Origin of the sequence: Leisingera aquaemixtae, from assembly GCF_019801145.1 — a bacterium.
GTDB classification, from domain to species: domain Bacteria; phylum Pseudomonadota; class Alphaproteobacteria; order Rhodobacterales; family Rhodobacteraceae; genus Leisingera; species Leisingera aquaemixtae_A.
In genome coordinates this window covers 34,713-47,073 of sequence record NZ_JAHVJQ010000013.1, presented here as the reverse complement: position 1 = coordinate 47,073, position 12,361 = coordinate 34,713, and the positions used below count along the sequence as shown (strand labels likewise).

The 12,361-nt window shown below is 66.3% G+C and carries 14 protein-coding genes; 8 read left to right on the top strand and 6 right to left on the bottom strand.

Translation table 11 applies throughout. The annotated features are described in order from the left end of the window. The first annotated feature begins 46 nt into the window (after nt 1-46). Together KUW17_RS21125 and KUW17_RS21120 are read left to right on the top strand one after the other, a co-directional pair. Nucleotides 47-313: a hypothetical protein gene (locus KUW17_RS21125; protein WP_226430876.1), complete on the top strand. Its 267-nt coding sequence runs from the start codon at nt 47-49 to the stop codon at nt 311-313. Between the two features lie 87 nt (nt 314-400). Further along, on the top strand, nt 401-988 hold the full coding sequence (locus tag KUW17_RS21120) for a hypothetical protein (RefSeq protein WP_409996788.1): 588 nt from the start codon (nt 401-403) through the stop codon (nt 986-988). 58 nt (nt 989-1,046) lie between these two features. Here KUW17_RS21120 and KUW17_RS21115 read toward each other — a convergent pair whose 3' ends face one another. The 3 genes from KUW17_RS21115 to KUW17_RS21105 all read right to left on the bottom strand — a co-directional run bounded on the left by KUW17_RS21115 (nt 1,047) and on the right by KUW17_RS21105 (nt 3,309). After that, entirely contained in the window at nt 1,047-2,030 is a 984-nt protein-coding gene (locus KUW17_RS21115) for a type I glyceraldehyde-3-phosphate dehydrogenase (RefSeq protein WP_222482289.1), read from the bottom strand. A 121-nt stretch (nt 2,031-2,151) separates the two neighbouring features. Continuing rightward, entirely contained in the window at nt 2,152-2,466 is a 315-nt protein-coding gene (locus KUW17_RS21110; protein ID WP_222482288.1) for a hypothetical protein, read from the bottom strand. 66 nt (nt 2,467-2,532) lie between these two features. Continuing rightward, on the bottom strand, nt 2,533-3,309 hold the full coding sequence (locus KUW17_RS21105; RefSeq protein WP_222482287.1) for an IclR family transcriptional regulator C-terminal domain-containing protein: 777 nt from the start codon (nt 3,307-3,309) through the stop codon (nt 2,533-2,535). Between the two features lie 213 nt (nt 3,310-3,522). Between KUW17_RS21105 and KUW17_RS21100 the strand changes: the two genes are divergently transcribed. From KUW17_RS21100 to KUW17_RS21090, 3 genes are all read left to right on the top strand, one after another. Then, nucleotides 3,523-4,971 (top strand): glutamine synthetase family protein, encoded by a 1,449-nt coding sequence (locus tag KUW17_RS21100; RefSeq protein ID WP_222482286.1) that lies wholly within the window; start codon nt 3,523-3,525, stop codon nt 4,969-4,971. Nucleotides 4,972-5,160: 189 nt separating this feature from the next. Next, entirely contained in the window at nt 5,161-5,520 is a 360-nt protein-coding gene (gene gcvH, locus KUW17_RS21095) for a glycine cleavage system protein GcvH (protein WP_039183528.1), read from the top strand. 198 nt (nt 5,521-5,718) lie between these two features. Continuing rightward, the gene (locus KUW17_RS21090) at nt 5,719-6,615 is read left to right on the top strand and encodes an ankyrin repeat domain-containing protein (protein ID WP_222482285.1); all 897 of its coding nucleotides are present in this window, start codon (nt 5,719-5,721) and stop codon (nt 6,613-6,615) included. Nucleotides 6,616-6,640: 25 nt separating this feature from the next. Here the strand turns inward: KUW17_RS21090 and KUW17_RS21085 are convergent, their stop codons facing one another. The 3 genes from KUW17_RS21085 to truA form a co-directional block, all read right to left on the bottom strand. Next, entirely contained in the window at nt 6,641-7,576 is a 936-nt protein-coding gene (locus KUW17_RS21085; protein ID WP_222482284.1) for an NAD(P)-dependent oxidoreductase, read from the bottom strand. A 79-nt stretch (nt 7,577-7,655) separates the two neighbouring features. Next, on the bottom strand, nt 7,656-8,390 hold the full coding sequence (locus KUW17_RS21080; protein WP_222482283.1) for an NYN domain-containing protein: 735 nt from the start codon (nt 8,388-8,390) through the stop codon (nt 7,656-7,658). Nucleotides 8,391-8,573: 183 nt separating this feature from the next. Beyond that, the gene (gene truA / locus KUW17_RS21075) at nt 8,574-9,341 is read right to left on the bottom strand and encodes a tRNA pseudouridine(38-40) synthase TruA (RefSeq protein ID WP_222482282.1); all 768 of its coding nucleotides are present in this window, start codon (nt 9,339-9,341) and stop codon (nt 8,574-8,576) included. A gap of 112 nt (nt 9,342-9,453) precedes the next feature. Here truA and KUW17_RS21070 point away from each other — a divergent pair, with 112 nt between their 5' ends. Genes KUW17_RS21070 through KUW17_RS21060 form a run of 3 tightly spaced genes read left to right on the top strand, consistent with a single transcriptional unit; the run spans nt 9,454 to nt 12,307 of the window. Next, nucleotides 9,454-10,869 (top strand): YcjX family protein, encoded by a 1,416-nt coding sequence (locus KUW17_RS21070; RefSeq protein ID WP_222482281.1) that lies wholly within the window; start codon nt 9,454-9,456, stop codon nt 10,867-10,869. After that, complete coding sequence (locus tag KUW17_RS21065; protein WP_222482280.1) at nt 10,866-11,321, top strand: GNAT family N-acetyltransferase; 456 nt, start codon at nt 10,866-10,868, stop codon at nt 11,319-11,321. The genes KUW17_RS21070 and KUW17_RS21065 overlap by 4 nt, the downstream gene beginning before the upstream one ends. Continuing rightward, the gene (locus KUW17_RS21060; protein WP_222482279.1) at nt 11,318-12,307 is read left to right on the top strand and encodes a YcjF family protein; all 990 of its coding nucleotides are present in this window, start codon (nt 11,318-11,320) and stop codon (nt 12,305-12,307) included. The genes KUW17_RS21065 and KUW17_RS21060 overlap by 4 nt, the downstream gene beginning before the upstream one ends. Nucleotides 12,308-12,361 lie beyond the last annotated feature (54 nt).

The window sequence follows — 12,361 nt, the reverse complement described above, 5'->3', positions numbered from 1 at the left end:
GAGATGGGTTTTGGACCGGTTGAAACCAATTTTTGAGCTTCGCGATATGCTCCACCAGATGGAGCGCGACATGGGGCTGGACCGGCTGAGCCGGGCAGAGCGGGACGTGCTGCTGGCCGCCAATGCGCTGACCGAAGCGCCGGGTGAAGCGGTGAAATCAGAGCAGATCCGCAGCCATCGTCTGGTCAAGGGGATCGCCCAGGCCACCTTTCACCGCACCCTGAAATCCTTGCTGGACCTGGGGCTGATCAAGCGGGCCGGCGGCAGCAAGGCCAAGCATTACGTGGTCTGTTTCGATCCTGCGGCAAAGTGACTGCGCCGCTTTAGCAATACATTCCAATGATTGCAGGTTTCGCCGCTCCCGTTTAAACGGGACTGTATGATGCGAGTTTTTCAGCAGTTGGCTGGCCTTCAAAGTTTTGCGGTGATTACCGCGGTTTACGTGATCTGCCACGGGCTGACCGCCTGGGTGGTCACACCTGTGCAGGGCCTGTTCCTGCCAGAAGTGACGGTCTTTGCCAGCCTGGTCTACTTGCCGCACGGGGTGCGGGTGCTGGCGGTCTGGCTGTTCGGCTGGCGGGCTGTTCTGCCGCTAGCCGCAGGCGCCTTCCTGTCGGAGCTGATGTTCACCGATGCAGGCGTGCGCCAGCTGATGGAACCGGTGCTGCTGGAGTCCATTGCGGTTGGCGCGGCCGCGGCCTTTGCCGCCTTCGAGATTGCCTGGCTGTTCGGCTGGAACCTCTATGCGGGCCAGTCGCGCCGGGTGTCCTGGACCGGGCTGCTGGCCGTTGGCGCCCTGGCTTCGGTCATTAATTCCGCCGGGCAGTCGCTGGTGTTCTCCGGCCTGATCTTTCCCGGCGACCAGCTGCCGGTGATGGCAGTCTATGCCGCAGGCGACCTGATCGGCCTGGCGGTCTGCATGCTGTTGCTGACGCTGATCTTCCGCTGGCTGCGCCTGGCTGGCAACGGGCGCCGCCCGCAGGAATAGCCAAGCCCGCCGGCGGCGGGCTTGCAGAGAGGGCAGCGGTCAGGGTCAGGCGCAGGGCCTATCCGGCCATCATCCGGGCCACATCCAGCATCCGGGCCGAAAAGCCCCATTCGTTGTCGTACCAGCCGAACACCCGCACCTGCTGCTCTCCGGCCATGCGGGTTTCCGGCCCCGCAATCACCAGCGACTCGGGCCGCGCCCGCAGGTCGGAGGAGACCAGCGGCATATCGGTCCAGCCCAGTACCTGCGAGGCCGCAACCCCTTCGCGCAGGGCGGCGGTGAACCGGGCTTCGCTCATCGGCGTTTTCAGCTGCGCCACCATGTCGATGGCAGAGACGCTGGCCGTCGGCACCCGCACCGCGGCACCGCTCACGCGCCCTTTCAGATGCGGCAGCACCTCGTCGATCAGATGCATCGCCGAAGTGGTGGTCGGCACCATCGACTGCGCGCCGCCGCGCGAGCGGGCGAAATCACCGCGCGGTGCGTCCACCATCGGCTGCGAATTGGTGTAGCAGTGAATGGTGGTCATATGGGCGCTGTCGATGCCGGCGATGCCGTCCAGCAGCTTGACCAGCGGCGTCAGCGCGTTGGTGGTGCAGGAGGCATTGGAGACAATCCGCGCATCGCCCAGCGTTTCCTCATTTGCACCCAGCACAACGGTCAGCTCAGCGGCGGGGGAGGGGCCGGAGATTAGCACCTTTGCGGCGCCCGCCTTCAGCCCGCGCTCTGCCACGTCAGAGGTGCGGGCGATGCCGGTGCATTCCAGCACCAGGTCAACGCCGCTGAGGTCCACCTTGGTCAGATCGGACTCATGGCTGACCGGAATGGACCGGCCCATCACCTGCAGCGCATCACCGCCATGCTCTACCGGATGGGCAAAGGGGCCAAAGGTGCTGTCGTACTGGAACAGATAGGCGCACATGTCCAAAGGCGCTATATCATTGATCCGCACCACGTCGATGCCGTCTCCGCGCGGGGTGGTCAGAATCTGGCGCAGGATGGCGCGGCCGATGCGGCCGAATCCGTTGATAGCAAGTTTCATGCGCAATCTATGGCAGGCGCGCCGGCGCCGCTCAATCCGTCGCTCCCGGGAAAATGATCACATTTCCCAAGAGGATGTTTCAGAAAAACACTGCAAAACCGCGCATGCGTCAGGCGCGTCCCTATTTGCGGCAGATCACCTGCGCGTAGTAGGTGCCGGTGATGCTGCGCACCATCGTGTCCAGGTTGACGCTGCAGCCGGTGGCGGTGCGCAGGGCCCGCACCGCCTGGCGCGCAGTCAGCACCGCGGGCGGGCGGAACGCCAGATGCTCCAGGTTCATCCGGGTGGCGCTGTAGCGGCCTGGGGCGTCCTCGACCGGGGCCACCACCCAGTCGCGGCCCAGCACAGTGACCTGCTTGCCTTCCACGCCCTTCGCTCCTGCAGCCGGGGTCAGCGCGGCGCAGAGGGCCGCGGCCAATGCAGTCTGTTTCATCATCAAAATGCTCCTGCGGAAATCACTGGCTTCAGCCTAGCGCAGGCCCGGTGCAAAGCAAGATGCAGCTTACAAGTGGTCCACCGCTTCCGCCTGGCGCAGCTCCGCGGCGCACAGTTGCAGGCCGCGCAGCAGCCGCTCGGCATCCGCCTCCGGCTGCGATCCCCGCGGGGCAGAGCACCCCGCCACGATCGGCGTCTGGCCGGGCCGCGACACCGGTACCGCATAGCCGGTGATTCCGGCCTCGAACTCGCTGTCCGTCAGGCAGTAACCCTGCTGCCGCGCTTGTGCGACGCGTTCCAGGATGGAGCCGGGCTCCGTCAGGGATTGGCCGGTATGGCGCGGGATCTCCGCCTCTGCCAGCACCGCTGCGGCCTCTTCCTCCGGCAGCCCGGCCAGCAGCATCCGCCCCAGGCTGGTATGCGCCAGCGGAATGTGCGAGCCGGCGGTGAAGCCATAGGTGATATGGCCGTGGTCCACCGTGGATTGCGCCAGCAGCAGAACCCGGCCCTGGTCCAGCATCGCCAGCGTCACCTCGATCTGCATCTGCCGGGCATGGCGGTTCAGGACCGGCTGCACCCGGCGGCCGAACTGGTTGGCCTGCAGAAACCCGCCTGCCAGCACCAGCACCCGCGGGGTCAGGGACAGCATCCGCCCGTCCTGGCGCAGGTACCCCGCCTGCACCAGCGTCAGCGCCCCGCGCCGGGCGGTGGCGCGGTCCTGGCCGCTGCGCCGGGCGATCTCGGCCAGAGTCATGCTGGGAGTCTCGGCATCAAACACCGCCAGAACCGCCAGCCCCTTGGCAAAGCTCGACGAAATATTCCTGTCCTGTTCTGCTGCTGTCATCCCGATGCCGCCCTGTCCTGATCCCAAAAACACCGCTGGCTGCAGCGATTTGTGCGAATGCTCGAATGAATGTTCGCTTTGCGAACGCTGTCAAGGCGCAAACCCTCCGCAATATCCAGATTGCGCAACGGGTTGCAGCAATTCCCGCCGTCGGCTGGACGTGTGGCCATTTCCGGTGCAATTTCAATTAGCTCGCTAGCCAAGAGGCCGCCCATGGCACAAGATTTCACATCCGGCAAATTGGCCCGCCTGGGGCTGCTGACCCCAGAGGACTGCCGCAAGGCGGCCGAGATCACTTCCCGGGCGCAGTTTGACGGGATCGAGACGGTGCGGGTGCTGTTCCCCGATCAGCATGGGCTGCTGCGCGGCAAGACGGTGATGGCAGAGGGTTTTGCCGGTGTTTTCGACCGCGGCCTGAACGTGCCCGCAACCCTGCTGCTCAAGGACACCTCCCACCGCACGGCCTTTCCGGTTTGGGAGGACGGCTCCGGGCTGGACGGCCCGATGCAGGGCGCGGGCGATGTGCTCCTGGTGCCGCGCCCGGAGACCTGGCGCGCGCTGCCCTGGTCCGGTCATTCCGCCTGGATCTTCTGCACCCCGGTCTACCCGGACGGCCGGCCCATCCCCTTTGCCTCTTGCGCGGTATTGCGGCAGCAGGTGGAGGCCTTGGCGGAGCAGGGGATGGCGGCCACCTTCGGGCTGGAGGTGGAGTTCCACCTGTTTGAGCTGGCGGACAAATCCGCGGCCCACACCCAGGCCACCCGCCCCGGCGCCCCGGTGCAGACCCGCAACCTGACGCAGGGGTATCAATACCTCACCGAAACCCGCTATGGCGAGGCGGAGGGCATCCTCGACCTGCTGCGCCGCAACGCCCAGAAGCTCGGCCTGCCGGTGCGGTCGGTGGAAATCGAAATGGGTCCCAGCCAGGTCGAGTTCACTTTTGCCCCCGACGGCGCCATGGCCCAGGCCGACGCGATGGTGATGTTCCGCACCATGGTCAAGGAGGTCTGCGCCCGCAATGGCCTGCACGCCAGCTTCATGGCCAAGCCGCGGCTGGACAACGCGATGGCCAACGGCTGGCACGTCCACCAGTCGCTGCAGGACCTGGCCACGGGCCGCAACCTGTTCATGCCGGAAACCGCCGGTATGCTCAGCCCGCCGGCCAGCGCTTGGATGGCCGGCCTCTTGAAATACGCGTCCGAAACCTCGCTGCTGATCGCGCCGACGGTGAACAGCTACAAGCGCTACCTGCCGTTCCAGCTGGCCCCCAGCCGCATCGGCTGGGGCGAGGACAACCGCGGCGCCATGCTGCGGGCGCTGATGCAGCCCCATGACCCCGCCAGCCGGATCGAGAACCGCGCGCCGGACAGTTCCGCCAACCCCTATTACGCGCTGGCCGCCCAGATCATCGCGGGCGCGGCCGGCATCCGGGAGGGTCTGGAGGCCCCGAAACCCACCCTGTCGCCCTACAGCGAAGACGCCGAACGCCTGCCGCGTTCGCTGGGGCAGGCACTGGAAGGGTTCGCAGGCTCGGCGCTCTGCCGCGATGCGCTGGGCGCCGGCACGGTGGACTATCTGCTGCAGCTCAAGACTTTCGAATGGGAGCGCTATCTGGATACCGTCAGCGAATGGGAGCAGGCGGAATATTTCAACCTGTTCTGAGCCGCCGAGGAACAGCTGAGCGACGGGCAAAAAACTCAGCCGCCCCGGAATTTGCCGTCTTGATCGCCAGCCCCGCCCGTTGATACCGTATGCCCGCGTATGCAGGGGTTGTTCCCTGCCATCTGCGGCGCCATTTCCGGCGGCCTGAGACATTTGAAAACCCACGCCTCTTCGAAGGATAACACCCCCATGAAATACACCGAGGAACACGAGTGGCTGCTGCCCGAGGGCGACCTGATCACCGTCGGCATCACCGCCCACGCCGCCGAACAGCTGGGCGAGGTGGTCTATGTCGAGCTGCCCGAGCCGGGCACCGAGGTCTCCAAGGACGACGAGATCGTGGTGATTGAATCGGTCAAGGCGGCGTCCGACATCCTCGCGCCGCTGGACGGCGAGATCGTCGAGGTGAACGAGGCGCTGGCCGACGACCCCGGCAAGGTGAACGAGGACGCCGAGGGCGACGCTTGGTTCTTCAAGATCAAGCCGTCGGACCTGTCACCGATGGACGATTACATGGATGAGGCCGGCTACAAGGACTTCATCGGCTGATCCGGCTGCGGCCCCGCTCGGGGCCGCCACGCAATCCCCAGGTGCAGACAGCACCTGTGCCTCCGGCCGGTTTGAGCAAGCAGGGGGCAGCGGCGCTGATGCTGCAGAACCGGTAAAGTGCCAGTCTCGGAGTGTTTTGGCGCAATGCGCCTGCCATGTTACACTGCGTCCGTCAGACCTTCTGAAGGAGGACGCAAAATGCCGCTGCGCTTCTTCCGGCCAACCCGCTTACTGTTCCTGCTTTTTATTCTTCCCAGCGCGGCTGCGCCGCAGGCACTGGCTCCCTTGGCTGCCTCGGGCGATATGCCGGCCTTGAAGGCGGCTTTGCCCGAAGGCTCCAGCCCTGACCCGGAAACGCTGGCCAAGCCCCTCTACTTCGCGGCCCAGCGCGGGCAGGAGGAGGCTGTGCGCTACCTGCTGTCTGCTGGAGCGTTTCCTGACTCCGCGACAGACTTCGGCACAGCACTTGGCATTGCCGCCCGCAACAACCACACCGGCATCGTCTCTATCCTGCTGGATGCTGGTGCTGATCCGAACCTGCCTGGCGGTGAAGATTTGCTGATGCCGCTGCATCAGGCAGCGGAGCGCGGCGCTGTCGAGGCGGCCCGCCTGCTGCTCGATAATGGTGCCGACGTGAATGCGGCGGCGGTTCGCTTTGGATGGCCAGCGGTTCACTATGCTCAGCGGAAGGGCCGGACTGAGATGGTCGGGTTCCTGCGGGAAATGGGTGCCGGCCCGGCGCCGGTCGAGCCCCTGCAGCCTGGGGAGCTGGAAGCTGCCGACCCCGAGGAAGGACGCATTCTGGCATTTGAATGCGGCGGGTGCCACGGTCTGACACCCGGTGAAATTAACACGGGGCAGCACCCTGGCCCCAGCCTTGCAGGCGTCGTTGGTCGAGCCAAGGCATCGGTCGAAGGATTCCCGTATTCCGGGGAGATGAAAGCGCAGACGGGGCGGTGGACGCCCGACGAGCTTAATGTTTTCCTTGCCGATCCTTTCAATGCCGTTCCCGGAACAGACATGACCCGCGGCAGCCAGCCGGACCGCGCTGCGCGGGTTGCCATAATCGCATATCTTTCGAGTCTTGCGCTCTAGCGGGTAAATTGCGCGGGGCAGGGGCTCAGTACCCCCGCTGCCGGTCCACCTCATGCAGCAGCTCTTCCCCGGCCTCCAGCCGCCGCAGGTTCTCCACCACGTCTTTCAGCGCGTCGCCCAGATGCCAGCCTGAGACATGCGGGGTGATCGTGACCTGCGGATGCGCCCACAGCGGGTTGTCCGCGGGCAAGGGCTCCTTGCTCACCACATCCAGCACCGCATGGCCGGGCGTGCCCTTGTCCAGCGCCGCCAGCAGGGCCGGTTCATCCACCAGGTCGCCGCGGCCTGCATTGATCAGCATCGCACCCGGCTTCATCGCCGCCAGTGTTTCAATGTTCATCAGCCCGCGGGTGGCGGGGGTGGAGGGCAGGATCGAACAGACATAATCGCATTCCCCCAGCATCTGCGGCAGCGCCGCCGCGCCGTGGCGGCAGTCCACGCCCTCGATCTCCTTGGGCGAGCGGCTCCAGCCCAGTACCCGGAGCCGCATGTCCCGCATCAGGCGTGCTGTCATGCCGCCGATATGGCCGAGGCCCAGAATGCCGACGGTGGTCTCCTGCGGACGCCTTGGCGCCAGCGGTTCCCAGGCGCTGCGGGATTGCGAGGCTGCGTGCGCCAGCATGTTGCGCTGGCCGCGCAGCACATAGGCCAGACAGAACTCGGCGATCTCATGCGCAGGTTCCAGCGGTCTCAGCCGGGCCACGCGCACATGCGGTGCCAGGCTGGGGTGCGCCACGATGGTATCCACCCCGGCGCCCAGTTTCTGCACCAGTTTCAGGTTCGGCAGCTGCGCGGGCAGATCGCCCTTCAGCGCGGAAACCGCCAGCACCGTGATATCGTCCAGATTGCCGGGAGCGGAGATCGGGCGGATATCGGCGCCGGGCGCCATCGCCTGCAGCTGTTCCGCCATCTGTTCCTCGGTATACCAGCCGTCGTGACCGATGCTGATCAGCATTGCCATGCGCGTTCCTCCCTTTGACGCGTCCCTTTTGCGGGACTAAGCCACGGTTCGCGCGCAAGCGAAAGGCTGTTTCCGCTGCTCAGTCCAGCCGCCGCACCAGGATCTGGTTGCCCTCGCCGCGCTTGGTCTCGAACAGTTTCAACGAGGCAATCAGGTCGCTCAGCTTGCGCTTGCCATAGCTGCGGGTGTCGAAATCCGGGAAGGCGGCGGTGATATACTGGCCGATCTGGCCCAGCGTGAACCATTCGTCCTCCTGGCCGATCGCATCCATTGCCCGCACCACCAGCTTGGCCGGGTCCGGCAGTTCTGAGGGCGGATTGCCGTCGACGTCATCCTTCTTGGGCTTTGTCTTGGCCTTGGCCGGCTCTTCCAGGAGGTTCTCCACGTAGATGAACCGCTTGCAGGCTTTCACAAAGGCGGCGGGTGTCTTGCGCATCCCCATGCCGAAAACGTCCACCCCCTGTTCTCGGATGCGGCTGGCCAGCCGGGTGAAATCGCTGTCCGAGGAAATCAGCACAAAACCGTCAAAGCGGCCGGAATGCAGGATGTCCATCGCGTCGATCACCAACGCGATATCCGAGGCATTCTTGCCGGTGGTATTGGCAAACTGCTGGTGCGGCACGATCGCCAGCGCCGCCAGCTTCTCCTTGTTCCAGCCCTGAGGGCCGCCGCCGGCAAAATCGCCATAGATGCGCCGGATGCTGGCCTCGCCGAAGGAGGCGATCTCCTCGAACATCGCCTCGGCGTATTTGGCGGAGATATTGTCGGCGTCGATCAGGACGGCCAAAAGCGGCGGTTTGGTGGTGGCTGCCATTGCGGGTCTCTTCTTCTTGTTATTGCTCAGGGCAGCGGCGCGGGGCGGGCGCCGCGGGGGAAACGGCCGGTGTGATCCGGAATGCTGCGGTTGAGTATGGACAGCCGCCGCCGTGATGCAAGGGCGGGGCGGTGCACAGAGGGTGCACAGGAGGTGTACGGGTGTCACCCCCCGTTTATCGGCTCAGGCGAAGGGATCGTCCGGGTAGCCCACTCGCGCCAGATACAGGCCGTGGCCCGGGCAGACCGGCCCGCAGGCCGCCCGGTCGCAGGCCTCCAGCGCGGCTTTCACGTCCGCAGGCTCCCAGGCGCCGGCGCCGACCCGCTCCAGCGTGCCGACAAAGCTGCGGACCTGGTTGTGCAGGAAGCTGCGGGCGCGGACATGGAAATGGATTTCCGGCCCGGAGAAGCCCTGCACCCGCTCCACCCGCAGCTCATCCAGGGTCTTGACCGGGCTGGCCGACTGGCAGATGGATGACCGGAAGGTGGTGAAATCGTGGTTTCCGATCAGGTGGTTGGCTGCTTCCTGCATGGCGTCCGCATCCAGATCATGGCTCAGCTGCCAGACCTGGCCCGCGTCATGGGTGGCAGGCGCGCGGCGGATCAGGATGCGGAACAGATACTGTCGCTCCACCGCGGAAAAGCGCGCATGCCAGTCACTCTCCACCCGGGCGCAGTCCACAATGGCGACCGGATCGGGCTTCAGGTGGTAATTCAGCGCTTCCGACAGGCGGAACGGGTCCCAATCCTTGGCCATATCGCAATGCGCGACCTGTCCCAGCGCATGCACGCCGGTGTCGGTGCGCCCGGCGGCGGCGATGGTGTGCTCCCCCGGCTCCAGCCGCGCCAGCGCAGCCTCGATCGCGCCCTGCACGGACGGCAGGTCCTTCTGCCTTTGCCAGCCGGCAAAAGGCTTCCCGTGGTATTCGACTTTCAAAGCAAAACGCGGCATGGCCGGGCAACTAGCAACAGGGCCGGGCCGGGGCAAGCCCTGCGTGTGGTCTGGTATCCCGGCGGGATGCTGCCTATCTTGTCAGCAGCAAGAACAGAGCAGGATCAGGGCCTTGGTGATAACCTCCCTTGCAGACGGGGTGATGAGCGGGGTGGAGAGCGTGACCAGCGGCCTCTCCGCGGCGCTGTTCGACCGGCCCATCCGGCTGGGGGTCACCGGGCTGGCGCGCTCCGGCAAGACGGTGTTCATCACCTCGCTGGTCGCCAACCTGATGGACCGGGGCCGGATGCTGCAGCTGAGCGCCGCGCGCGAAGGCCGGATCGAGGCCGCCTTCCTGCAGCCTCAGCCGGACGACACCGTACCGCGGTTCGATTATGAAAACCACCTTGCGGCGCTGACCGGGCCGTCACCCCATTGGCCGGACAGCACCCGTGCGGTGTCTGAGCTGCGCCTCAGCCTGAAGGTGCGGCCCGCGGGGCTCTTGGCAGGCCTGCAGGGGCCGCGCACGCTGCATCTGGATATTGTCGACTACCCCGGTGAATGGCTGCTGGACCTGGCGTTGCTGGACAAAACCTACGCCGAGTGGTCCGCGGATGTTCTGTCCCGCATTGCCTCCCGCCCGCAGGCGGAACATTTTCTGGAAGAACAATCCAAGGCGGTTCCTGCCGGGGCACACGATGAGCCGCAGGCCCAGGCCCTCGCCGCGGCTTTCACGCAATACCTGGCCGGCGCCCGCGCCGCCGGTTTCTACGACTGCACCCCGGGGCGCTTCCTGTTGCCCGGCGACCTGGAAGGCTCGCCGGTGCTGACCTTTGCGCCGCTGCCGCAGGTCGGCAACCCGCCGCGCGGCAGCCTGTGGCGGGAGATGGAGCGGCGGTATGAGGCCTATAAATCCAAGGTCGTGAAACCGTTTTTCCGTGACCACTTTGCCCGCATCGACCGGCAGGTGGTGCTGGTGGATGCGCTCTCGGCGATCCATTCCGGGCCGCAGGCGGTGGAGGATCTGCGCCATGCGATGGCCGATATCCTCAGCGCCTTCAAGCCGGGGCGCAACCATTTCCTGACCCGGCTTCTGGGCGGCAAGCGAGTGGAGAAAATCCTGTTCGCCGCCACCAAGGCCGACCATTTGCACCACGCCCAGCACCCGCAGATGACCGCCATTATCGAGGCGCTCACCCGCGAGGCGCAGGACCGCGCCCGCTTTGCCGGGGCGGATACTGCGGCGCTGGCGCTGGCCTCCCTGCGCACCACCACGGAGGAGATGCGCCCGCACAACGGCGCTGAGCTGCCCTGCGTGCGCGGCACGCTATTGGACAGCGGCAAGCAGGCGGCCTTCTACCCAGGTGCTTTGCCGCAGGACCCGGCCCAGCTGCTGACCCCGGCGCGTCAGGGCGCGGAGCGCTGGCTGGAAGGCGATTATCAGTCGATGGCCTTTGGCCCTGCGCCGCTTACCCTGAAACACGGCAGCGGCCCGCCGCATATCCGCCTCGACCGCGCCGCCGAATTCCTGATCGGAGATGCCCTGTGACCCTGTTCCTGCGCCCCGCCGCGCCTTTGGATGCCGGCACGGTTGGCGATATCCTCTACCATTTCCAGCAGAAGACGGAGTGGATGCCCAAGCTCTACACCTCGGCTGAGGTGATTTCCTTTTGCGGCACTATGATCGACCGCGGCTGGGTCACGGTGGCGGAAAGGGCCGGGTGCGTTGAAGGTTTCCTGGCCCGCGACGGCGAGGAGGTCTGCGCGCTCTATCTCGCGCCAGAGGCGTGCGGACTGGGCACAGGCAAGATGCTTCTGGATGCGGCCAAAGCCGCCGCGCTGCGTCTGACTCTGCGCACCTTTGCCGCCAACGCAGGGGCGCAAAAGTTTTACCGGCGCGAGGGTTTTGCCGAAACCGGCCGCGGGGATGGCTCCGGCAATGAGGAAGGTCTGCCCGACATCGCTTTTGAATGGCGCGCAGCACAGGGGGCGGCCGCATGACCAAGAAGCCGGTTCTGTTTGACCTGGAGGATGAAGAGAGGGCGCCGCCAGTGGCGGAAGCGCCGCCGGTTCCCGACCCGGCCCCGCTGGCGGTGCAGCCCCCGGCGATGGAGCAGGCTGCCCGGATCGCCGCCCGCCACCCGTCGCGGCTGGCGCGCTGGTTCTGGGCGCTGCCGGTGGCGGTCATCGGCGCCATGGCCTCTGTCGCGGCCTGGGACTTCGCCGCCGGGCTGATTGACCGGGTGCCGCTGCTGGGCTGGGCCGTCACGGCCGGGCTGGCGCTGCTGCTGTTGCTGGCGCTTGCCATGGCCCTGCGCGAACTGGCGGCGCTTTCGCGGCTGCGGCGTGTCGATGCGTTGCGCCATCAGGCCGGAGAGGCCACGGATCTGGCTGCGGCCCGCGCCTTCACCACCCGGCTGGAGGCCTTCTATAGCGGGCGCGAGGAACTCAGCTGGCATCAGGCCCGGCTGGCGGAGCGCCAGGACGAGGTGATGGACGGCGATGCACTCCTGCTGCTGGCAGAGGAAGAGCTGCTGGTGCCGCTGGACGCGCTGGCCCTGTGCGAGGTGGAGGCCGCGGCCCGGCAGGTCGCGACGGTAACGGCGCTGGTGCCGATGGCGCTGGCGGATATTCTGACGGCGCTGGTCTCCTCGCTCAGGATGATACGACGGGTGGCAGGGATTTATGGCGGCCGGCCCGGGTTCTTCAGTTCCTGGCGGCTGACCCGTGCAGTGCTGGCGCATCTGGCCGCCACCGGCGCGGTGGCCGCGGGCGATGACCTCTTGGAACCGGTGCTGGGCGGATCGGTGCTCTCCAAGCTCTCCCGCCGGTTCGGCGAAGGGCTGGTCAACGGCGCCTTGTCGGCGCGTGTCGGCGTTGCCGCAATGGAGGTCTGCCGCCCGATGCCGTTTTCGCCGCAGCACAAGCCGAGCACGCGCAAGGTGGTGCAGCGGGCGCTGACAGGCCTGTTTTCCAAGGAGAAGTAGATCGCGCGCCCCAGGCTGCAGAGGTGGTCTGGCGCAGCCAGAACACCGGCAGGC

Coding starts and splice junctions, on each gene's coding strand:
- KUW17_RS21125 (WP_226430876.1), top strand. CDS start 47: ATGCTCCACCAGATGGAGCGCGACATGGGGCTGGACCGGCTGAGCCGG.
- KUW17_RS21115 (WP_222482289.1), bottom strand. CDS start 2,030: ATGAAACTTGCTATCAACGGATTCGGCCGCATCGGCCGCGCCATCCTG.
- KUW17_RS21110 (WP_222482288.1), bottom strand. CDS start 2,466: ATGATGAAACAGACTGCATTGGCCGCGGCCCTCTGCGCCGCGCTGACC.
- KUW17_RS21105 (WP_222482287.1), bottom strand. CDS start 3,309: ATGACAGCAGCAGAACAGGACAGGAATATTTCGTCGAGCTTTGCCAAG.
- KUW17_RS21100 (WP_222482286.1), top strand. CDS start 3,523: ATGGCACAAGATTTCACATCCGGCAAATTGGCCCGCCTGGGGCTGCTG.
- gcvH (WP_039183528.1), top strand. CDS start 5,161: ATGAAATACACCGAGGAACACGAGTGGCTGCTGCCCGAGGGCGACCTG.
- KUW17_RS21090 (WP_222482285.1), top strand. CDS start 5,719: ATGCCGCTGCGCTTCTTCCGGCCAACCCGCTTACTGTTCCTGCTTTTT.
- KUW17_RS21085 (WP_222482284.1), bottom strand. CDS start 7,576: ATGGCAATGCTGATCAGCATCGGTCACGACGGCTGGTATACCGAGGAA.
- KUW17_RS21080 (WP_222482283.1), bottom strand. CDS start 8,390: ATGGCAGCCACCACCAAACCGCCGCTTTTGGCCGTCCTGATCGACGCC.
- truA (WP_222482282.1), bottom strand. CDS start 9,341: ATGCCGCGTTTTGCTTTGAAAGTCGAATACCACGGGAAGCCTTTTGCC.
- KUW17_RS21060 (WP_222482279.1), top strand. CDS start 11,318: ATGACCAAGAAGCCGGTTCTGTTTGACCTGGAGGATGAAGAGAGGGCG.